The 20,544-nt window shown below is 71.6% G+C and carries 20 protein-coding genes; 14 read left to right on the top strand and 6 right to left on the bottom strand.

What is annotated here, in order from left to right:
• Positions 1-40: 40 nt before the first annotated feature.
• Both BLT97_RS28465 and BLT97_RS28460 read left to right on the top strand, forming a co-directional pair.
• Complete coding sequence (locus BLT97_RS28465) at positions 41-415, top strand: helix-turn-helix transcriptional regulator (protein WP_093615193.1); 375 nt, start codon at positions 41-43, stop codon at positions 413-415.
• A gap of 128 nt (positions 416-543) precedes the next feature.
• Positions 544-963 (top strand): VOC family protein, encoded by a 420-nt coding sequence (locus BLT97_RS28460; protein WP_093615191.1) that lies wholly within the window; start codon positions 544-546, stop codon positions 961-963.
• A 21-nt stretch (positions 964-984) separates the two neighbouring features.
• Here BLT97_RS28460 and BLT97_RS28455 read toward each other — a convergent pair whose 3' ends face one another.
• The 3 genes from BLT97_RS28455 to BLT97_RS28445 all read right to left on the bottom strand — a co-directional run bounded on the left by BLT97_RS28455 (position 985) and on the right by BLT97_RS28445 (position 3,343).
• A complete protein-coding gene (locus tag BLT97_RS28455; RefSeq protein WP_093615189.1) occupies positions 985-1,809 on the bottom strand; it encodes an SAM-dependent methyltransferase in 825 nt (274 codons plus the stop codon).
• Positions 1,810-1,916: 107 nt separating this feature from the next.
• Positions 1,917-2,843: a helix-turn-helix domain-containing protein gene (locus tag BLT97_RS28450; RefSeq protein WP_093615187.1), complete on the bottom strand. Its 927-nt coding sequence runs from the start codon at positions 2,841-2,843 to the stop codon at positions 1,917-1,919.
• Between the two features lie 245 nt (positions 2,844-3,088).
• Positions 3,089-3,343, bottom strand: a complete 255-nt coding sequence (locus BLT97_RS28445) for a DUF397 domain-containing protein (RefSeq protein ID WP_093615185.1) — start codon at positions 3,341-3,343, stop codon at positions 3,089-3,091.
• 189 nt (positions 3,344-3,532) lie between these two features.
• On the opposite strand from BLT97_RS28445, the gene BLT97_RS28440 reads away from it, so the two are divergent.
• Positions 3,533-4,111, top strand: a complete 579-nt coding sequence (locus tag BLT97_RS28440; RefSeq protein WP_143041396.1) for an ATP-binding protein — start codon at positions 3,533-3,535, stop codon at positions 4,109-4,111.
• Positions 4,112-4,186: 75 nt separating this feature from the next.
• On the opposite strand, the gene BLT97_RS28435 is transcribed toward BLT97_RS28440, so the two are convergent.
• On the bottom strand, positions 4,187-5,692 hold the full coding sequence (locus BLT97_RS28435; protein WP_093615259.1) for a VWA domain-containing protein: 1,506 nt from the start codon (positions 5,690-5,692) through the stop codon (positions 4,187-4,189).
• Between the two features lie 197 nt (positions 5,693-5,889).
• Between BLT97_RS28435 and BLT97_RS28430 the strand changes: the two genes are divergently transcribed.
• Complete coding sequence (locus BLT97_RS28430) at positions 5,890-6,354, top strand: hypothetical protein (protein WP_093615181.1); 465 nt, start codon at positions 5,890-5,892, stop codon at positions 6,352-6,354.
• A gap of 178 nt (positions 6,355-6,532) precedes the next feature.
• Here the strand turns inward: BLT97_RS28430 and BLT97_RS28425 are convergent, their stop codons facing one another.
• On the bottom strand, positions 6,533-9,310 hold the full coding sequence (locus BLT97_RS28425; protein WP_245769584.1) for a glycosyl hydrolase family 65 domain-containing protein: 2,778 nt from the start codon (positions 9,308-9,310) through the stop codon (positions 6,533-6,535).
• Between the two features lie 379 nt (positions 9,311-9,689).
• Between BLT97_RS28425 and BLT97_RS38055 the strand changes: the two genes are divergently transcribed.
• From BLT97_RS38055 to BLT97_RS28375, 10 genes are all read left to right on the top strand, one after another.
• Positions 9,690-10,727: a DUF4190 domain-containing protein gene (locus tag BLT97_RS38055; RefSeq protein ID WP_176953915.1), complete on the top strand. Its 1,038-nt coding sequence runs from the start codon at positions 9,690-9,692 to the stop codon at positions 10,725-10,727.
• A 225-nt stretch (positions 10,728-10,952) separates the two neighbouring features.
• Positions 10,953-11,240: a hypothetical protein gene (locus BLT97_RS38680; RefSeq protein ID WP_245769583.1), complete on the top strand. Its 288-nt coding sequence runs from the start codon at positions 10,953-10,955 to the stop codon at positions 11,238-11,240.
• A gap of 146 nt (positions 11,241-11,386) precedes the next feature.
• Positions 11,387-11,989: a DUF4822 domain-containing protein gene (locus BLT97_RS28410; protein WP_093615179.1), complete on the top strand. Its 603-nt coding sequence runs from the start codon at positions 11,387-11,389 to the stop codon at positions 11,987-11,989.
• Positions 11,990-12,232: 243 nt separating this feature from the next.
• Positions 12,233-12,985, top strand: coding sequence for a GntR family transcriptional regulator (locus tag BLT97_RS28405; protein ID WP_093615177.1), 753 nt, complete (start codon positions 12,233-12,235; stop codon positions 12,983-12,985).
• 225 nt (positions 12,986-13,210) lie between these two features.
• A complete protein-coding gene (locus BLT97_RS28400; RefSeq protein ID WP_093615175.1) occupies positions 13,211-14,914 on the top strand; it encodes a purine-cytosine permease family protein in 1,704 nt (567 codons plus the stop codon).
• Between the two features lie 229 nt (positions 14,915-15,143).
• Complete coding sequence (locus BLT97_RS28395) at positions 15,144-15,323, top strand: hypothetical protein (RefSeq protein WP_093615173.1); 180 nt, start codon at positions 15,144-15,146, stop codon at positions 15,321-15,323.
• 40 nt (positions 15,324-15,363) lie between these two features.
• Positions 15,364-15,762 carry a (deoxy)nucleoside triphosphate pyrophosphohydrolase gene (locus tag BLT97_RS28390; RefSeq protein WP_093615171.1) on the top strand — a complete coding sequence of 133 codons (399 nt, stop codon included), beginning with the start codon at positions 15,364-15,366 and terminating at the stop codon, positions 15,760-15,762.
• Between the two features lie 200 nt (positions 15,763-15,962).
• On the top strand, positions 15,963-16,370 hold the full coding sequence (locus BLT97_RS28385) for an ATP-binding protein (protein WP_245769589.1): 408 nt from the start codon (positions 15,963-15,965) through the stop codon (positions 16,368-16,370).
• 200 nt (positions 16,371-16,570) lie between these two features.
• Complete coding sequence (locus BLT97_RS28380; protein ID WP_093615167.1) at positions 16,571-19,171, top strand: SpoIIE family protein phosphatase; 2,601 nt, start codon at positions 16,571-16,573, stop codon at positions 19,169-19,171.
• Positions 19,172-19,294: 123 nt separating this feature from the next.
• Positions 19,295-19,711, top strand: a complete 417-nt coding sequence (locus BLT97_RS28375) for a hypothetical protein (RefSeq protein ID WP_093615255.1) — start codon at positions 19,295-19,297, stop codon at positions 19,709-19,711.
• Positions 19,712-19,767: 56 nt separating this feature from the next.
• Here BLT97_RS28375 and BLT97_RS28370 read toward each other — a convergent pair whose 3' ends face one another.
• Positions 19,768-20,481 (bottom strand): PspA/IM30 family protein, encoded by a 714-nt coding sequence (locus BLT97_RS28370; RefSeq protein ID WP_093615165.1) that lies wholly within the window; start codon positions 20,479-20,481, stop codon positions 19,768-19,770.
• Positions 20,482-20,544: the final 63 nt, after the last annotated feature.

Genomic DNA, 20,544 nt, shown 5'->3' with positions numbered 1-20,544 from the left:
CCCCCTCGACGATCTCGTACGGCTCCGGCGCGCCCGCGACATGATGGACCGCGACTACGCCGAGCCGCTGGACGTGGAGCGGCTCGCGCGGCATGCGCACATGTCGGCCGGGCACTTCTCGCGGAGTTTCCGGGCCGCCTTCGGGGAGACGCCGTACAGCTATCTCATGACGCGTCGGATCGAGCGGGCGAAGGCGCTGCTGCGGCGCGGGGACATGTCCGTGACCGATGTCTGCTTCGCGGTGGGGTGTACCTCGCTCGGCTCGTTCAGCACGCGGTTCACGGAGCTGGTGGGGGAGTCGCCGAGCGCGTACCGGGCCCGGGACCACGAGGAGGTCGCGGAGATCCCGGCCTGCGTCGCGATGATCTACTCGCGGCCGCTGCGCAACGCCAAGCCCGACAGGCCGGGGGCCTGAGGAACCGGTCGCCCATGGGCCTGAGCAACCGGCCGCCCATTGGCCTGGGCAATCGGTCATGAGCGGGCCTGCGTAACCGGTCACGAATGGAGAAGCGGACCGGTCAGGGGCGGCCTTACCTTAAGGCCATGGACATCAAGCTGAAGCAGTGCTTCATCGCCGTCGACGACCACGACAAGGCGCTCGCCTTCTACCGTGACGCGCTCGGTCTCGAGGTCAAGAACGACGTGGGCTTCGAGGGCATGCGCTGGGTGACGCTCTCCTCGCCCACGCAGCCCGACGTGGAGGTCGTCCTCGAGCCCCCGCTCGCCGACCCCAACGCCTCGCCCGACGACCGACAGGCCATGGCGGAGCTGATGGCCAAGGGCATGCTGCGCGGGGTGATCTTCTCGACCGAGGACTGCGACGCCACCTTCGAGAAGCTCGCCGCCTCGGGTGCCGAGGTCATCCAGGAGCCGATGGACATGCCGTACGGGGTGCGCGACTGCGCGTTCCGCGACCCCGCCGGCAACCTTCTGCGCTTCGCCCAGCGTCCCGACGCCGCCTGAGTTCGCGGCGCCCGCGCGCGCCTACGGCTTGCGCCCCACCGCGCAGAACTCGTCGACCTCCGCCGGCTCCCCGAACGGGTTCTCCGCCGGGCGCCAGCGCGAGCAGGAGACCACCCCGGGCTCCAGGAGTTCCAGGCCCTCGAAGAAGCCCTTGATCTGCTCGGGGTTGCGCAGGTGGTAGGTGGGGCGGCCGACCTGGTTCCAGACGGCGATGGCGCGCTCGAAGGCCTCGCCCGTCACGACGTTGGTACCGTCCGCCGTGACGAGGTAGCTGCCCGAGGGCAGCCCGGCCATCAGGCGGCGGACGATGTCGGTGGCCTCGGCGGTGTCCTCGATGTGGCCGAGGATGTTCAGCATGCACAGCGCGACCGGGCGCTCGAAGTCGAGCAGCTTGGCCGCGCGCTCCAGGATCAGCTCCGGGTCGTGCAGGTCCGCGTCGATGTAGTGCGTCGCGCCCTCGGGGCTCGAGGTGAGCAGCGCGCGGGCGTGCGCGAGCACCACCGGGTCGTTGTCCACGTACACGATGTGCGCGTCCGGGGCCGTGCGCTGGGCGATCTGGTGCGTGTTGTCGTGCGTGGGCAGCCCGGTGCCGATGTCGAGGAACTGGCGCACCCCGGCCTCACCCGCGAGATACGTCACCGCCCGGCTCAGGAAGCCGCGGGAGTGCTTGGCGATCGGCACGATCGCCGGGTAGATCTCGAAGAACTGGTCGCCGACCGCGCGGTCGACCTCGTAGTTGTCCTTGCCGCCCAGCCAGTAATTCCAGATGCGGGGCGAGCAGGGGACGGTGATGTCGATGGCCGGCCCGGGCTGGCCGCCGGGCTCGGTCGGGACGTGAGCGGTCACGGGGCATCTCCTGAGGGGACGTGCAGGATATGAGTTCGGCTTTTACGGCCCTGTAGTACGGCCTGGGAGAAGGACGGGCCCGAGCGCGCGTCCCGCTGGTACGCGTCCTAGTAGTACGAGTCGAGCAGCTCCTCCAGGAACTGCACGCTGCGCTCGGTGGTCGAGGCCGCCGAGCAGACCTGGTCCATGACCATCATGTAGTTCTCGACATCGGACCGTTTGTCGAGGTAGAGGGCGCTCGTGAGCTGCTCCAGATAGACGATGTCCGGCAGGTCGGGCTCGTCGAAACGGAGGATCGTTATGGGGCCGCCCGCCGCGGCGAGCCCGCCCGCGCCGAACGGCGCCACCTGCAAGGTCACATGCGGCAGTTGGGCCACTTCGATGAGGCGCCGCAGCTGGGTGCGCATCGTCAGACCGCTGCCCATCGGACGCCGCAGCGCGGCCTCGTCCACCACGAACCAGAGCTTCGGCGCCTCGGGCCGGGTCAGCAACTGCTGTCTGCGCAGCCGCAGTTCGACCTTGCGCTCGATCTCGCGCACCGAGCCGCGGGCCTCGCCGAGGCTCACCACCGACCGCGCGTAGTCGGCGGTCTGGAGCAGCCCCGGCACGAACTGCACCTGGTAGCTCCGTATGACGGAGGCCGCCTCCTCCAGGCCGAGGATGGTCTCCAGCCAACTGGGCATGACGTCGCTGTACTTCTGCCACCAGCCGGGCGTGCCCGCGCGCCGCGCCAGCTCCAGGTACTCCGCGCGCTCGTCGGGGTCGAGGACGCCGTAGAGCGTCAGGAGGTCCGCGACGTCGCGTTCCTTCTGGGCGACGCGCCCCAGCTCCACACGGCTGATCTTCGCGTGCGAGGCCCGGATGGCGTCCCCCGCCTCGGTGGGCGTGATGCCGCGCGCCTCGCGCAGCCGGCGCAACTGGGTGCCGAGCACGATCCGCAGCACGGTGGGACCGCCGTGCCGCTGCGCAGGTGTCGAACGGAGCCCGGGTGCCCCCTCCAGCTCAGGAGCACCCTCTGCCCGAGAGCCTGTCATGCTGCTTCGCTCCCCGCTGTGTACGCCGTGCGCCGGCGAGACTGTCGGTGTTCTGGTACGACCGGTGGCCAAAGGCCGCCCGGCGGCTCAGTGTCGCACCGGCGCGCGCGATGTGTACAGCGTTCCGAACTAAAGCTCATACGGACTCAGTTGGGCGCTTACGTGCGGTAACCACGCCGTACGCAGAAGACCCGGCGCGGGCCATGGCGCTACACCAAGTGACGGCCCACCGGCCCGCGATGACGCTACGTCAGGTCGTCGAAGTCCCCGTCCTTGGCGCCCGCGACGAACGCCGCGATCTCCGCTCTCGTGTAGACCAGCGCGGGCCCGTCCGGGAAGCGGGAGTTGCGCACGGCGATCTGTCCGTCGGCCAGCTCGGCGACTTCGACGCACTCCCCGTTCGCGTTCGACCGGCCGCTCTTGCGCCACCGGACGCCGTGCAGGGCCGCCGCGGACATGCCGTTGTCATAGTCCCCGGCAGAAGCGTGTGGTGAGCGCATACGGATCTCTCCCCCTGGAGCGGTACGTGACGTGTATGTGCGGATGTACGTGCAAGCGTAAGCACTGGCGTACTTGCAGGCGTTCTTGCAGATGTTCTTGCCGATGTGCTTGCAGTGGCACGGGGGGACACCCCACCATGTCCGCAGATGACCTGCCGACCAAGGTCCTTTCCGCTCAAGGGAGTTCAGGTGACGACTGCGCCAAGCCGCCCGGAGGAACTGCTGCTTCCCGCAGCGGTGGCCGGCGCCGATGCGGCCACCGTGTCGCTGCCCGCGGACTTCGGGGCGGAGAAGGCCGCGTGGGCCTTCGTGGACGCCACCCTCGAGCGGTGGCGGCGCACGGCGCTCGCCCCGCGGGTGCACACCGCCGTCGGCGAACTGGTGGCCAATGCGCTCGAACACGGCCTGGCCGGCGTCAATGAAGAACCCTTTCCGCACCCGCTGGTCGTCACCGTGCTCGCCGACGGCCCCGACCTCCTGTGTGCGGTCTTCGACCCCGGCACGGGCCTGCCGCGCCCGGCGGCGGGCCACGGCCTGCGGATGGTCGAGGCGGCGAGCGACGCCTGGGGCTGGACGGTGCCGGGCCCGTGGGGCAAGGGCGTATGGACGGCCTTGACCCGCACCGGCGCGGGCCCGGCACCTTCCACGGTCCGGCGGCTGCTGCTCCTGACGGAGGTCTACACGGGCCACGCACACCCGCGCCTGGTCACGGCACCGGCCTCGGCGAAGGCGGACGGTCTGCTGCGCCCGGAGCGCACTTGGCGCTAGGCCCGCGCGCCTCGCGGTGACCCCGCGTACCGCGCGAGCCTCGCTCGCCGTAACTCGGCTTGCTCTGCCCCGAGTTCAGAGAATCCCGGCCGCCCTCGCCGCCCTGATCCACTGCGGGAACTCCGAGAGCAGCCGGTCGTACAGCTCCTCGTCCGCGACCTTGTCGATGTCGTCCACGGCGAAGAAGCCGACGTTGTCCACGCGCCGGCCCGGCAGCGTGTCGAAGCGTTCGAGGACGCCGTACGAGGCCCGCCCGAGCCCCACGAACTGCCAGAACACCGGCTCCTCCACGGCCTCCCGCAGCTCCTTCTCGATCTGCGCGTTGCGGTAGACCCCGCCGTCCGAGAAGAACAGCACGAGGGTCGGATCGGCCGCGGGGTTCGCGCGGACGTACGCGCGGACCTCGGCGATCACCTTCTGCTCCTCGTTCTGGATGCCGACCAGGCGCATGTCCACCTGCTCGTCGAGCAGTCCGCGCTTGCGCTTCTTCGGCCGCAGCAGGCTGATCTCGCCCACCCGCACGTGGAGTTGGAGCCAGCGGGGCAGCTCGCCGAGCCACAGGTCCGGCAGCCTGGCCGGGTTCGAGGCGAAGGTCCACGCCTGCATCGCCCCGTCGTCGTCCAGCTGCGCGGCGACCGCGGCCATCCGCTCCACGACACCCGCGACCGTGCCGCGCTGGTAGAGCCCGGCCATGGAGCCGGACGCGTCGAGCACGAGGACCACCCGCGCCCGCACCCCGGCCGCCCCGTGCTTGGCGAGACTGACGGCCACCTTCTCCTTGCGCAGGCTGAGCCGCTTGCGCATGTCGACGGGAAGGTTCTCCTCCCCTTTCGTCATACGGAGGGGAGGCGGAGGTGTCGCCGCGAGGGCGGGCGCGGGGGCCACGGGGGGAGCGGGGGCGACGGGAGGAGCGGGCGGAGCTGTCGGGGCGGGAGGCGGCGGGGGAGGAGCGGGCGTTGCGACAGACGCCGCACCCGCACCCGCCGGACCTGGGCCCGCACCCGCCGGACCCGCACCCGCACCGGCAGCGGCACCGGAACCCGCACCGGCCCCCGCCCCCTCCTCCTCATCCACTGTGATCCCGAAATCCGTGGCCAGACCCGCGAGCCCGGAGGCGTACCCCTGCCCCACGGCCCGGAACTTCCACTGCCCGGCGCGCAGATACAGCTCGCCCCCGATGAACGCGGTCTCGCTCCCGGCCTCCGTCTCGAACCGCGCGACCTCCGCGCCCGTACCGGCGTCGAGCAGCCGCAGCGTGAGTCCGGCGAGCTGCCCGAAGGTGCCGCCGTCGGCCGACGCGGTGAGGACCACCCGCTCGATCTCCGCTTCCAGGCGCGTCAGCTGCACCTCGACGGAGTTGGCGACCGTGCCGGACTGCCGCCGCGTGCCCAGATACCGCACGGCGCCCGAGGCGTGCTCGGGCTGGTTGTAGAAGACGAAGTCGAGATCGTCGCGCACCCGCCCGGCCGCGGTGAGCAGCAGCGCCGAGACATCGGCGTCCGGACCGCCGGGCCGGTCCGCCCAACTGAGCTCGGCCCGCACGGAGGCGGCGGTCACGGGAAGATTGGCGCCTTTGCGCAGCGATGTCGTCACCTGCCCCAGTCTGCCGACCGTCACGGGCGCCGACCAGTGCCTCCGCCGTCGGCGCCGGTGGCGGCCGGCGCCTCCGCTGCCCGCCGCCCGGCTCAGCGTGATTCCAGTGGTTCCGCACGCAACGGCGCCCGGTGCGGGTGCCACCAGGTGCAGTTCAGGGAGCAAGTGCAGGCTGCCCTCCGCCGGTGCCGTACATCATCGGTACGGTCACCTGTGTGGGAGCGAGTAAGTGGGTGTACTTCACGCCCTTCGACATGGATGAGCAGGCCGCGCTCGATCGCCTGCGGCAGGCCGTCTTCGCCCGGGACGCCGACTACTACCGGGCGGAAGGCGTCGAGACACTGGCTGATCTGGACGACAGCGGCCGGCTGGAGGAAGAGCCCGCGCATTCGGCACTTGACGTCAGGCGTGTCGTGCGGTGCGAGCCGGACACGGAAGACGCCGGCGACGTGCGGATGGTCGAGGGCCCGGAAGTCCTCGAGCTGTTCGGCACCGGCCGGCCATCGCGGGAGCTCATCCGGCAGGCGGTCAAGCGTTCAGGGGATGGGTGGTTCCCGCCGTTCGGCCGCGGATCCGGCTGCTGCACGGTTGCCTACCACAGTGACGGCCACGCATTTGAGCTCTGCTTTTGGGGGACTACCGGGGATTGAAGGCACACCGGTCCAATCGGGCGGGTTGTCGCGTGAGGCTGTAGCGGGTGACGAGCCACAGATGCGCCTCGTGGGCCGTACCACAGATGCGCCCCGTGGTGAGCAGCGAAGAGGCCGGCCGCTGCCCGGCCGGTCCGTCCAACTGAGCTCGGCCCGCACGGAGGCGGCGGTCACGGGGTCAGTCGACCTTCAGCTCGGTGACCGCCTCCGGCCCCGCACCCGTCTGCACGATCCGCACCCACCGCACCGGCTCACCCTTGGTGAACGGCTCCCAGCGCTTGCCGTCCGTCGAGGTCTGGACCCGGTGACTCCCGTCCGCCGAGACCGAGTTGACCGGTCGCGTGCGCCCGAGGTCCACGCGCAGCCAGGCCCCGGCGCGTTCGGGCCTCCACGCTGTCGCCGTGCTCCCGTCCACCGCGGCCGCCGCGTAGAGCCCCGGCTCCTCCGAGCTCGCCGAGGCCGGGCGGCAGCGGGCGAGTGAGCCGCCCGGTGCCAGGTCCGGGCGGCGGGTCTTGAGGACGGCCGGATCGGCGGCCGTCACCCGGAACGAGCCCTGCGGTGACTCGATCGTGAACGGCTCACCGGAGGTCAGCCGCACTGTCGTCTCGCGCGGCCCGACGTTCACGTCGTACGTACGGCCGCGCCACGACAGCCCGTACAGCCGTACGCCGGAGGAGAGTTGGGGCGGCAGCGTCGGATCGAGGCGCACCGCGTCCGGACGCAGCCGCAACCCCGTCAGGCCGTGCGTGAAGACCTGGAGGAAGCCGCCCTTGCCGGTGAGGAAGTCCTGGGCGGGGGAGCCGGCGAGCGGGTCGTGGGCGCCCGCCTTCTCGCCGCGCGCCTCGGAGAAGAGGGCGAAGGGGCCGCGCACGAAGGGCCGGATGGAGCGCTGGAGATACGTGTACGCGGAGCAGCCGGGCTCTCCGATCGCGGCCGCGTCGACCGCGTGCACCGAGTCCGTCATCGCCGGTCCGTCGGGATCGGTGAGCGCCGCGTAGTGGTCGAGCGTCGCCGCGGCGGCCCCTTCCGGCATGGGCCACTCCAGCGGGTACATGAGGAGGACGGTGTCGGCCTGCTTGATCCGCGGGTTCCGCAGGCGCTCGAAGCCGTCGTACTGCCAGAAGATCTTCCGCCGGGCGTCGTACGGGATCCGCAGCCGGTCCCCGATCCGCCGCCAGGCCGGATCGGGGCGCCCGCCGAGGATTTCGACCGCCTCGGCGGCGTGCCGCAGCGAGGTCGCCGCGCCCGCGTTCGTGAAGACCGCGTCGTCCACGCCGTTGCTGTACTCGTCGGGCCCGGCGGTGTCGCGGATCGAGTACGAGCCGTCCGTGTTCCGCTCCGCCTTGTCGGCCCAGAACTCCGCGATCCCGCGCAGCAGCGGTGCGCCGCGCTCCTTCAGCCAGCCGCGGTCGCCGGTCGCGAGCCAGTACTGCCAGGCGGCGAGCGCGATGTCCGACTGGAGGTGCACCTGCGTGAGGCAGTGCGGCGGGCGCCAGCTGTGGCACTCCGACCAGAGTCCGCCGTCCGCGCCGCTGGTCCACGGGAAGAACAGGCCCTTGTAGCCGAGCCTGCGCGCGTTGTCGCGGGCGCCGCCCATGGTCGCGAAGCGGTAGTCCAGGACGGGGCGGGCGAGTTCGGGACGCGTGGCGAGCAGCGGCGGGAACATCCAGGTCTCCGCGTCCCAGAAGACAAGGCCCGCATAGTTGTCGCTGGTCAGGCCGGTGGGCGCGATGCTGTCGCGGCCGCCGCGGCGCAGCGCCGCGTACAGGCCGTACTGCGCCGAACGCAGCCACAGTTGCAGATCCTCGCGGCCCGGCACCTCGATCCGCGAGGACCACAGGCCGCGCCAGGCCGCGGTGTGCGCGGCGAACAGCGCGGGCCAGCCGCGCAGCGCCGCATGCTGCGAGAAGCGGATCGCCGCACGCCGCGACGCGGCCGTGGTCCGCTCACCGCCGACCCCGACGAACTTCACCACCTCGTAGCTCCGCCCGGAGCGCACCGGGAACGTCGCGGACTGCGCCGCGCTCAACTCCCGTGCCGCGCCGCCCTGCCGTACCTTCCCCGGCGCCCGCAGCGTCGAGGCCACCGCACCGCGCGTCCCGGTGCCCTGGGCGCGGAAGGCCACGTCGACCGTGGCGCGTCCGCTCGCCCGGCCGCCCTCGTGCGCGAGCCGCCGCGCACCCCGGCCGTCGATCCGGTCGACCACGGTCGCCTCGCCGTTCCAGTGCGGGGTGATCCGCAGCCGTACCGCGCCGCCCTGCGGGGCGTTGCGGTCGGCGAGCACGTCGTAGACGAGGTCGGTGCGGCGGCCGTCGGCGGCGGTCCAGGTGAGCGAGGTCCGTACGAACCCGCAGCGCAGGAAAAGCGTCTGGCGGTACGCGGACGTGCCGGCCGCCGTGCCCTTCGCGCCGTAGGTCTCCTTGCCAACGGCGAAGTCGAGGGTGGTCCAGGTGGGCAGCGCGGCGAGCGCCTGCCGCCCGGACTCCGGGTCGACCGCGTAGAGCCCGGCGGCGAACGCGCCGTCGTAGCGCGGTGTGAACAGCGGCCAGCCGGTCTTGGTGTCCGACACCGCGTACCCGTGCCCGCGCGGCGGCACCCGCACGCCGAGCGCCCCGTTGCCCACGTAGGCGTGCGCGGGCCCGGTGGCCCGCGGATCGGTGGCCGTCGGCGTCCAGCCGGGCGAGGGCGCACAACTCCCGCCGGGCGCGGTCCGGTCCGAGGGATCGGCGGGCCAGGGCCGCGCCCCGGCGCTGCCGGCACCGGCCAGCGTCCCGGCGAGGAGGGCGAGCGCGGTGAGAAGTCCGCCGGTGCGCGGGCCCGCGGCGCGGACGAGGCGGCGGCTGCGTGCGAGGACCGTTCGGCGGCTGCCTGCGAGGACCGTAGGGCGGCTGCGTGCGAAGACCGTTCGGCGGCTGCTCGCGATCGGCATACGGAGGTGGCTGCTCGCGATCGGCATACGGAGGCGGCTGCTTGCGGCGGGGAGGCGACGGCTGCGCGAAGTGCTCACCCGGCCGACCCTAGGAACCGCCCCGCCCGCCTCGCCGCTGCGCCGCGCGGGGGTCCCACGCACGGCGGCGCGGGCCGACGACGTTCGGCGGCGGGGCCGGGCACACCCGGCGGCGCGCGGTGACCGACCGCAGGCAGCGCGTGCCGGTCTCACCGTTATTCGGCGCTCCGCGCCCCGACCGTCCGCACCCCCGCCGGACGAACGCCGGACAAGGCGTCGGGGCCCCGTCCGCAAAGCCGTACGATTTCGGGCAGCAGCCCGCCCGCGGCCGCCGCGGCACCTGCCGGGCGGCGCGGCTCGCCCACCGCCGATCAGGAGACCGCAGCCCGTGGCCATACCTCCGCCGCCCCAGGACAACCCGTATGGCCCGCCCCAGCAGAGCCCGCAGCAGCCGCAGGGTCAGATCCCCCAGCAGCAGCCGCAGGGTCAGGTTCCCCCGCAGCAGCCGTACGGCCAAGGCGCGCAGGCCCCGTACGGACAGCCTCCGCAGGCCCCGTACCACCAGAACCCGCAGACCCCGTACGGCCAGAATCCGCAGAATCCGCAGCAGTCGTACGGCCAGAACCCGCAGGCGCCGTACGGCCAGCAGCCCCAAGGTCCGTACCCGGGATACGGCAACGGCTGGCAGCCCTACCCGAGCGCGCCGAAGACCAGCGGTCTCGCCATCGCCGCGCTCGTCACCTGCGTGCTCTGCTTCCTTCCGCTCGGCCTGGTCTTCGGTCTCGTCGCCCTGCGGCAGACGAAGCGCAGCGGCCAGTCAGGCCGGGGCCTCGCGATCTCGGGCATCGTGGTCAACGCGGTGACCCTGGCCCTCACCGTCCTCTTCTTCGTGAGCGGGGCGGCCGGCGACTTCTGGGACGGGTTCAGGGACGGCGTCAAGGACGCGCAGAAGGAGCAGATCGCCTCGCCCGACAAGGGGGAGTGCTTCAACGCGCCCGGCGGTGAGCTCGAAGGCCTGACGTACGAACTCGACGTCGTGCCCTGCTCCGAGCCGCACGACGGCGAGGCCTTCGGCTCGTTCGAGCTCGACCACTCCGAGTTCCCCGGCCAGCGCAAGATCGACGACCTCGCCAACGACAAGTGCGGGGCGATGGTGGAGGACTACGTCGGGGACATCGACGCCACCCCCGAGGACACCTTCATCTTCTTCTACAGCCCGACGCAGCAGAGCTGGCGGCTCGGCGACCGCGAGGTCACCTGCATCCTGGGCAAGGAGAACGGCGGCAAGACGACGGGTTCGCTGCGTGACGCGGGCGGCTCGGGCGGATCCGGCGACTCGGGCGGCTCCGGCTCCGGCGGCACGGAGTCCGAGGCCCCTGCACCGGGCGAGGAGGCGCCCGCACCGGGTGAGGGTGCGGAGGTCTAGGGCCTGTCTCTTCGGTCGGTCGAGCGCGGACGGGGAGGGCGGGGCGGGTGAACGAGTCCGTTATCTCACCGTATGAGCCGGTCTGGTTGGTGGCGGCGAACGTCGTGGCCTGGCGTCGATGCGGAGTCGGGGGCCAGGAACTGCGCCCGGGGACGAAGTGCTTCAGGGGCGGGGCGAAGGTGTACGTGGCCGACGCGTACTGGGGTCCGGGAGGATCGGGTCACGGTGGCCGGACGTGAGCGGCACACGGGTCGGTGGCTCGTCATCGACACGGCGACGCGCCACCTCCACAGCTTCCGGCCGAAGCTCGTGCACACCCCGCGCGTCGTGGAGCGGCTGCGTGAGGCAGGACGCGAAGGCGGATTCGGCGCGGACTACGCGGCGGAGGTCTCCGCGACGCTGGAGCGGTATGCGCGCCAGTACCGCGCCGAGACGGCGCCGTACAGTCCGCACCCGGACCGATGCCTCTGCCACGCCTGCCTCGCCGGCGAGCCCGGGGCCGGGGCCGGGTAGGCCCAGAAGCCGGCCCGGAGCAGTCCGCGCGGCGGTGGCGCGGTCCGGCCGCGCGAAAGGACCTGGGCGAATCCACCGTCCAGGGACCCCATCAGTAGCCGATCGGATGACACGGTCGCCCCGGTGCCGCCCATAGCGTCGAGGGCATGAACATCACCCGCATCTCCCGCCGTTCCGCCCTCACCGCCTCCGCGATCGCCATCGCCGTGTCCGCGCTGGTGCCCGTCTCGGCCCTGGCCGCCGACGCGCCCGCCGCGTCGGCGCCCGCCGCCGCGTCGCTGAAGGACGCGACGCCCTCCGACCTGCTCGCCTCGACCCCGTGGAAGACCACCGGCGCCGTCGACCAGGACGGCAACCGCGTCGCCCTCGACAACCCGGCCGTGGCGAACTTCGTGGGCTGGGCGTACTTCGACGCCGACGGCACGTACACCATGTACAACCTCGACGACAGCCCGAAGATGCACGGCGACTGGACCGTCACCCCCGACGGCTCCGAGCGCTGGATCAACGCGAAGGACGCGAACGGCAACGTGCTCTTCCAGCGCACCGTTCCGATCACGCAGCTCGACAAGAACGTGTTCACCTACCGCGTCTTCCCGAACGCCGGCGACACCTCCGTGTACTACGACATCGTGCACACCAAGACCAACCACGTGGAGCCCGGCACCGACGGCCGCGGCCCGGGCGCCAACGGCAACCAGGGCGGCGGCAACGGCGAGTACCACTTCAACAACGGCAACGCCCGCTGAGCGTGATCCGCTGAGGCTGAGCGCCGCGCGACACGCCGAGCCCGGGCGGCCCCGCACTCGACACGCAGTCGAGTGCGGGACCGCTCGCCTCAGGAGGCACCGCACTCGAGGCGCAACCCCGCCCGGTGCACAAGGGATTGACGAAGATCGTCATCACTTCGAGTGATTCTCTGGCCTTTGGTTGCGGTCAACAACCCAGGGTTGCCAGGCTGTTGCTGTCTGTCAACCTGATGGGAGTGGCCAGTGACGTTCGGTGAGCAGCCCGCGTATCTGCGCGTAGCGGACGATCTCCGGAAGCAGATCGTGAGCGGCACCCTGGCGCCGCACACCCGGCTCCCCTCCCAGGCCCGCATCCGCGAGGAGTACGGGGTCTCCGACACCGTCGCGCTGGAGGCGCGCAAGGTCCTGATGGCCGAGGGCCTCGTCGAGGGCCGCTCGGGCTCGGGCACGTATGTGCGCGAGCGGCCCGTGCCGCGCCGGGTCTCGCGCGCGGCCTACCGGCACCGCGGCGGACTGTCGCCGTTCCGTCAGGAGCAGGCCGAGAGCGGCGCGCGCGGGACCTGGGAGTCCCGCAGCGAACAGGCCCAGGCCGACGCCGACATCGCCCGCCGCCTCGCGATCGAGCCCGGCGACCGCGTGATGCGCACCTCGTATGTCTTCCGGGACGCCGGCGAGGCGATGATGCTCTCCACGTCGTACGAGCCGCTGGCCATCACCGGCCGCACCCCGGTGATGCTGCCCGAGGAGGGGCCGCTCGGCGGCTGCGGCGTGGTCGAGCGGATGGCGGCCATCGACGTCATCGTGGACAACGTGGCGGAGGAAGTGGGCGCCCGCCCCGGCCTCGCCGAGGAGCTGCATCTGCTCGGCGGTGTGCCCGGCCATGTCGTCCTGGTCATCGAGCGCACGTACTACGCGTCGGGCCGCCCGGTCGAGACGGCGGACGTGGTGATCCCGGCCGACCGCTACCGCGTGGCGTACCACCTGCCCGTGAAGTGACCGAAGGCGGCGGGCAGTTGGAGTGCCCGTGAGCGGGTGCGGGTGCCTGTCCGCCGCCGTGCCCGATACTCGGAGCGCCCCGTCCGCCGCCGTGACCCGGAGTTAACGCCGCGCCCGGCCGCGTAACACCGGGTTAATGGTATACCGCTACGGATCGTCATGTCCGGCTCCTACTTTCACCGACCGAACCCGCACCCCGGTCGGTGAAAGCGTGAAGGAGCCAGCATGACGGACACGGTCACTCGCACCGAAGAGGTCAACCCGCCGCCTCCGCAGCGGAGTTACGCCAAGCTCGCCGCCGACGAGTCCCGCGAGGACTACTCGCTGCGCTACGCCCCGCACTCCTTCCGGCGCTGGTCGCCCTCGATGGTCGCGGGCACCGCGCTCGGCGGTATCGCCTACCTCGCCGACTTCGCCATCGGCGCCTCGATCGTCTTCACGTACGGCTTCACGAGCGGTTTCGCCTCGATCCTCACCGCGGCCGTGATCATCTTCATCACCGGCGTGCCCATCGCCAAGGCCTGCGCCAAGTACGGCCTGGACATGGACCTGGTGACCCGCGGCGCCGGCTTCGGCTACTTCGGCTCGACGCTGACCTCGCTCATCTACGCCTCGTTCACCTTCATCTTCTTCGCCCTCGAAGGCTCGATCATGGCCCAGGCCATGCACCAGGCCGTCGGACTCCCGGTGGAGATCGGCTACTTGGTCACCACGCTGATCGTGATCCCGATCGTCTTCCGCGGCATGGGCGCGCTCGCCAAGGTGCAGGCCTGGACCCAGCCGGTCTGGATCATCGGCATGATCCTGCCGTTCGTCATCCTCGCCTTCGAAGCCCCGGACGCCTGGGGCGCGTTCGGCTCCTTCGGCGGTACGGAAGGCGCGGGCTCCGGCTTCGACTGGATCGGCTACGGACTCGGCACCGGCGTCGCCCTCTCCCTGATCGCCCAGATCGGCGAGCAGGCCGACTACTTGCGCTTCATGCCGAAGAAGACCGAGCGGAACAAGAGGCGATGGAATCTGGCCGTTCTCGCGGCCGGACCCGGCTGGGTCATCATCGGCGCGGCCAAGCAACTCGGCGGTGCTTTCCTGGCGTTCGTCGCCCTCGCAGCCGTGGGGAAGACGCACGCGCTCGAACCGATCGCCCCGCAGATCGAGGCCCTCAAGCCCTGGCTCGGCAGCGTGGCCCTGCCCGCGGCCGCCGTCTTCGTGATCGTCTCGCAGATCAAGATCAACGTCACCAACGCCTACAGCGGCTCGCTGAGCTGGTCGAACTTCTTCTCCCGCGTCACGCACAAGCACCCGGGCCGGGTCTGGTACATCTTCCTCAACCTGGCCATCGCGCTGACGCTGATGGAACTCAACATGTTCGCCGCGCTCAACAAGCTGCTCGGCTTCTACTCCAACGTCGGCATCGCCTGGATCACCGCCGTCGCCGCCGACCTGGTCATCAACAAGCGGATGGGCTGGAGCCCCAAGTACATCGAGTTCAAGCGCGCGTACCTGTACGCCGTGAACCCCGCGGGCTTCGGTGCGATGGTGATCGCCTCGACCGTCTCCATCCTCGCCTTCTTCGGCCTCTTCGGCACGTACGCGGAAGCCTTCTCCACCTTCATCGCCGCCGGACTCGCCCTGGTCCTCTGCCCGTTGATCGCCTGGGCCACCAAGGGCAAGTACTACCTGGCCCGCCCGAACCCGGTGAACGGCCCGGAGGTCGAGGTCGAGGACGAGACCGCCACCCACGACTGCACGGTCTGCGAGACGGCCTACGAGCTCCCCGACATCGCCGACTGCCCCGTGCAGAACGGCCCCATCTGCTCGCTCTGCTGCTCGCTCGACGCGGACTGCGGCGACGTCTGCCGCAAGGCGCCGACGGGGGAGCCGGTCCTGATGCCGCTGCCGACGGTCCGTGCGCAGGCCGAACAGGTCTGACGGGAGCGGCAGTTGAGGGGGCGCATTCGGGGGGATGCGCCCCCTCGGACTGCCCTCCGCCCGACCTCCGCCCGCCCCGCGGACCGCCCCGACCGTGGCCGATTCGCTACCTCTTTGTGCCATACCCGCTCCGCAGAGTGAAGGTCGGGCGTAGGCTCAGGCATATGCGGACAGCGTTTTCCTCGCGGAGCGCCGAGCGGCGCGCGCCAAACGGAGGGGCGGGTGAGCGGTGAACGACAGCACTCCCACGCTTCCTTGGCATGTCATACGGCAGGACGACAACGGCAACCGCTACCGCGTCGGCAGGTACGCGACCAGGGCGGAAGCCGAGAAGGTCGTCGCCGGCCTGGAGGAGCGCGGCCACAAGCAGCTCTACTGGGTCGAGCGCCTGGACCGCCGCGCGGGCTGACGATCTCGCCCGGCCTGCACGGCCCCGTAGGCTCCGGCGCATGAACGAACGGATCGTGGTGGTCGGCGCCGCCCTGTGGCACGAGGGGCGCATGCTCGCGGCGCGGCGCAGCGCCCCGCCGGAGCTCGCGGGCCGCTGGGAGCTCCCCGGCGGCAAGGTCGAGGAGGGTGAGCGCCCCGAGGAGGCGCTCGTACGAGAACTGCGCGAGGAGCTCGGCATCGAGGCCGAAGCCGTCGAGCGCATCCCCGGTGAGTGGCCGCTGGGCCGCCCCGGATACGTCCTCCAGGTCTGGTCCGCGAAGCTGCTGCGCGGCGAGCCCGCCCCGCTGGAGGACCACGACGCCCTGCGCTGGCTGGGCCCCGGCGAGCTGGACGCGGTCGACTGGCTGGATCAGGACCGTCCCGCGGTCCTGGAGGCGGCCCGGCGCCCCCATCCGTAGCAGCGGAAGCGGCGCGCGTCCCCCTGCTGGTCCACCCCCGAAATGGGGGGCTCGTGAGGCGAAACCCCAGCTGGCGCGCACCCTCCTACGCCGTTTGTGCCACAGTGCGCCGACGTGGGCGGTAGGCGCCCCGTGATATCGGGTATGTGCTGATTAACCCCATGAAACCGGACAGAGGATCCGGGTCCTCGCTCCGGGAAGTGATCGGCGTGATCGAGACCGAAGGCGACCGCGCCGAGTGGACCTTCCCCGCCGATCCCACCGCCGTCCGCACCGCACGCGCCGTCGTCCGCAAGCAGCTGGCGCACTGGGGCCTCACGACGCTCGGTGATGTCACGGTGCTCCTCGTCAGCGAGCTCGTGACCAATTCCTTGCGGTACGCGTCGGGCCCGATCGGCGTCCGCCTCGTGCGCCCCGTGGACGCACCCGGCGTACTCCGGGTCGAGGTCTCCGACCCGCTGCCGGACCCGCCCCTGGAGCGGAAGGCGAGCCTCGACGACGAAGGGGGCCGTGGCCTGCAGCTTGTCGCCTGCTCGGCCAGCCGCTGGGGGACGCGGCAGGGACATGCGGGCAAGACGGTGTGGTTCGAGCTGACGCTTCCCGTCTAGTCCGGGGTTAGAGGCACCCTCCGCTTGGTTAGAAGGTGAACTAGAGCCGATCTCCCTGCGACGCGGCGTGGACCTGGCCAGAAACGGTCGTATCGCGAGGGAGCTGTGAACGCAGTGTTGCGTGCGGCCGTAGTGCTGGATACTGCGGGCAAGCCGTCGAGAGGTCCGGTCCATGACGGCGAGCTGGAGGGGACGGTCGCGTGAGCGAGATACCAGCCGGGGCGTCTGAGCCCGAGCAGCCCGAGGGGCACGGGCGCGAGGACGGGCGGGAGCCGACCGCCGCGCGGGGCGCAGCCGACATCCTGTGGCAGGCGAGCCCGCCGGGTTCCATCTACGACTACATCAAGGTCGCCTCCTTCTCCCTCGGCGCCGACGGCCGGATCGACCAGTGGTCGCTCCGCGCCGAGCAGCTCTTCCACGTCACGGCCGCCGAAGCGGTGGGCAAGGACCCGATCGACGCCTTCGTGCCCGCGGGCCTGCGCGACGTGGGCCACCGCAGAGTGGCCGAGATCCTCGACGGCAAGGAGTGGACGGGCATCGTCCCGTTCCGTATGGCCGAGGACGGCTCGCTCGACGGGGTGGCCGAGGTCTATGTGATGCCCACCGAGACCGAGCAGGGGGAGCGGGGCGCGGTCTGCATCGTCGTCGATGTGCGCGCCTTGCGGCGGATCGAGACCGACCTCGCCGCCTCGCAGGCCATTTTCGGCCAATCGCCTTTCGGATTCCTGCTGTTCGGCACGGATCTACGCGTGCAGCGTGCCAACAAGCGCTTCGCCTCCGTCTTCGGCGGCAGCGCCGACGACCACCGCGGCCGCACCGTCCACGACTACCTGCCGCGCGGCGAGGCCGACCGGATGGCCGCCGCGCTCAAGCGGGTCCTGGAGACCGGCGAATCCGTCACCGACATGCAGATCGTGGGCCCCGCGCCCGGGTCCAGCGACCGCCGCCACTGGTCCATCAACCTCTACCGCGTCCACAGCGGCACGGGCCGCCCCATCGGCGTCGCCGGCCTCGGCACCGATGTCACCCGCCGCCACGCCGCCGCCCGCGAGGCCGCCCAGTCCCGCCGCAACCTCGCGCTCCTGAACGAAGCCGGGTCCCGGATCGGCAACTCCCTGGACTTGGAGACCACCGCACGCGAACTGCTCGACGTGACCGTCCCCGTGTTCTGCGACTTCGCCTCCGTCGACCTCTACCAGGGGCTCCTCGACGGGGACGAGACCCCGCCCGGCCTGGCGGACGGCAGCGCCGAGCTGCGCCGGGTCGCCTTCTCCAGCGCGGTGTCGGACGGCCCGCTGGACGACTGCGGCGAGCCCGTCGCCGTCGGCTCCCTGCACCGCTACGCCTTCAACTCGCCCTGCGCCGACGCCCTGCGCACCGCACGGCCCGTCACCATCCCGCGCACGGAAGGCGGCATGGTGCGCTCCACGCTCGCCGTGCCGATGGTCGCGCACGACACCGTCGTGGGCCTGGTCCGCTTCTCGCGCACCATGGGCAGCGAGCCCTTCTCGGAGCGCGACCGCACCCTGGCCGTCGAGCTCGCCGCCCGCGCCGCGGTCTGTATCGACAATGCGCGCCTGTACCGCCGCGAGCACGAACGCGCCCTGATCCTCCAGCGCTCCCTGCTCCCGCCCGGCGACCCCGAGGCCGCGGGCCTCGACATCGCCTGCCGCTACCTGCCGGGCAACGCGGCCACCGAGGTCGGCGGCGACTGGTTCGACGTGATCGAGCTGCCGGGCCACCGCACGGCCCTCGTCGTCGGCGACGTGATGGGCCGCGGCCTGCGCGCCGCCGTGGCGATGGGTGAACTCCGTACGGCCGTACGGACGTTGGCGCTGCTCGACCTCGAACCGGCCGAGGTGCTCGCCGCCCTCGACGAGATCGCCCGCGGCCTCGGCTCACCCACCCCGTGGGGCCAGCACCCGCACTCGCCGCAGTCCACCCGGCGCGCGCTCCAGGGCCGCGACATCGACCCCTCCGAGGTCTACCTCGCGACCTGCGTCTACGCGGTGTACGACCCGGTCACCCGCCGCTGCACCTTCGCCAACGCCGGCCATCTGCCGCCCGTCCTCGTCGAGCCGGGCGAGGAGGCCCTGATGCTCGACGTGCCCCCGGGCATGCCGCTCGGCGTCGGCGGCGAACCCTTCGAGGAGGTCGAAGTCCAGCTCCCGGAAGGGGCGTTGCTCGCGCTCTACACCGACGGCCTGGTCGAGTCCCGCGACCACCCGCTCGACGAGGGCCTGCGCGCCTTCCGCTCGGCCCTCACCGACCCGGCCCGCCCCCTCGAGGACGTCTGCGACCACGTACTGGGCACCCTCGACACCCGCCACGGCGAGGACGACATCGCGCTGCTCATGGCCCGCGTCCAGGGCCTGCCCCGCGAGGCCGTCGGCGACTGGACCCTGCCGCGCGAGGCCCGCTCGGTGGGCCGCGCCCGCGAACTGGCCCGCGCCCAGCTGGCCTCGTGGGACCTGGACGCCCTCGTCGACACGACAGAACTCCTGGTCAGCGAACTGGTCACGAACGCGCTGCGCTACGGAGAGGGCGAGATCCGGCTCCGCCTGTTGCTCGACCGCACCCTGGTGTGCGAGGTCTGGGACGCGGGGCTCGTCCAGCCGCGCCGCCGCAGGGCGCGCGACACCGACGAGGGCGGCCGCGGCCTGCAACTGGTCGGCCTGCTCAGCGCGTCCTGGGGGGCCCGCCGCACCCCGCGCGGCAAAACGGTGTGGTTCGAACTGCCGCTGCCGGACGGGGAGTCCCCGTCGGAGCCTTCGGTGGATGCGCTGTTGAGCATGTTCTGACCGGTGACCGGGGCCTGCTCACACCGGGCTCGACCTCGTCCATACGATGCCTCCATGTCTGCCGATGCCCCCGTGACGCGGTCCGCCTTCCGTCGCCTGAAGCCGATATCCGTTCCGCAGCCGCTGTCACAGCTGCCGCAGCGTCTCTGGTCGGAGGAGGACTGGGAGCGGATCCGGCGCGGTTACGCCGCGCGGGACATGGACGAGAAGTGGAACGTCTTCTGCGAGGGCGGGACCGTCTTCCTCCACCGCAGCTGGACCGGTTACGGGGTCTACGAGGCGACCTTCACGCCGACCGGGGACGGCGGGCGGCGGATCACCGCCGCCCTGGTGGAACGGGACGCCGAGATCTACCGGTGCACCGACGACGCCTACGACTGCGTCATGCTCGAACTGGTGCTCAGCGCCATCGTGCTGGGGGAGCCGGCGGCCGGCCTCCGGGCGCGGCTCGTGGAGCTGACGCGCCGCGGGCCGGGCGCCGACGACGCCCACGCAGGCCTCGTGCTGCACAGCGTCCTGGGCCGGCGCTCGGACACCTGACCGGCCGCCGGGACGTGCGATCACCGGCCGGGACGTGCGATCACCGGCCGGTCCGCTCAGGACGTAGCCTTCATCGCCGCAAGCCGCGCCTCGATCTCCGCCTGGTCGCCCATCGAGTCGAGCTGCTCGAACTGGGCGTCCAGGGAGGACTCCGCGAGCTCCTGCTTGCCGAGGGCGCGGGCCTCCTCCCGGCGTACCTTCTCCTCGAAGCGCGACAGCTCGCTCGTCGGGTCGAGTACGTTGATGTTCTGGGCCGCGTCCATCATCTGGTTCTGCGCCTGGGCCGTCTTGGCGCGTGCCACCAACTGGTCGCGCTTGGACTGGAGTTCGCTCAGCTTGAGCTTCATCTGGTCCAGGCCCGACTTCAGCTTCTCGACCACCTCGGTCTGCGCGGCGATGGTCGGCTCGGCGTCCTTCGCCTCCTTCTCGGACTGCAACTGCCGCCCGAGCGCCACCTTCGCGAGCGCGTCAAACTTGTCCGCGCCGGCCGCATCCCCGCCGGAGCGCAGCTGGTCGGCCTTCTTGCTGGCCGCGAGCGCCTTGCCGCCCCACTCGCCGGCCGCGTCCACGTCCTCCTTGTGGTCGGCCTCGAGGAGCCGCAGATTGCCGATCGTGGTCGACACCGCCTCCTCCGCCTCGCGGATGTTGTTGGTGTAGTCGCGGATCAGCTGGTCGAGCATCTTCTGCGGATCCTCGGCCTGGTCGAGCAGCGCGTTGATGTTGGCCTTCGCGAGCTGGGCGACACGGCCCAGGATGGTCTGCTTCGTCATCGCGGTGAACTTCCTTTACGCGTACGTGAGTTACGGACCGCGTACGACAGGCCCCACGGACCG

This window comes from Streptomyces indicus (assembly GCF_900100315.1).
In the GTDB taxonomy this organism is placed as follows: Bacteria; Actinomycetota; Actinomycetes; order Streptomycetales; family Streptomycetaceae; genus Streptomyces; species Streptomyces indicus.
This window is presented reverse-complemented; position numbering and strand designations above follow the sequence as displayed.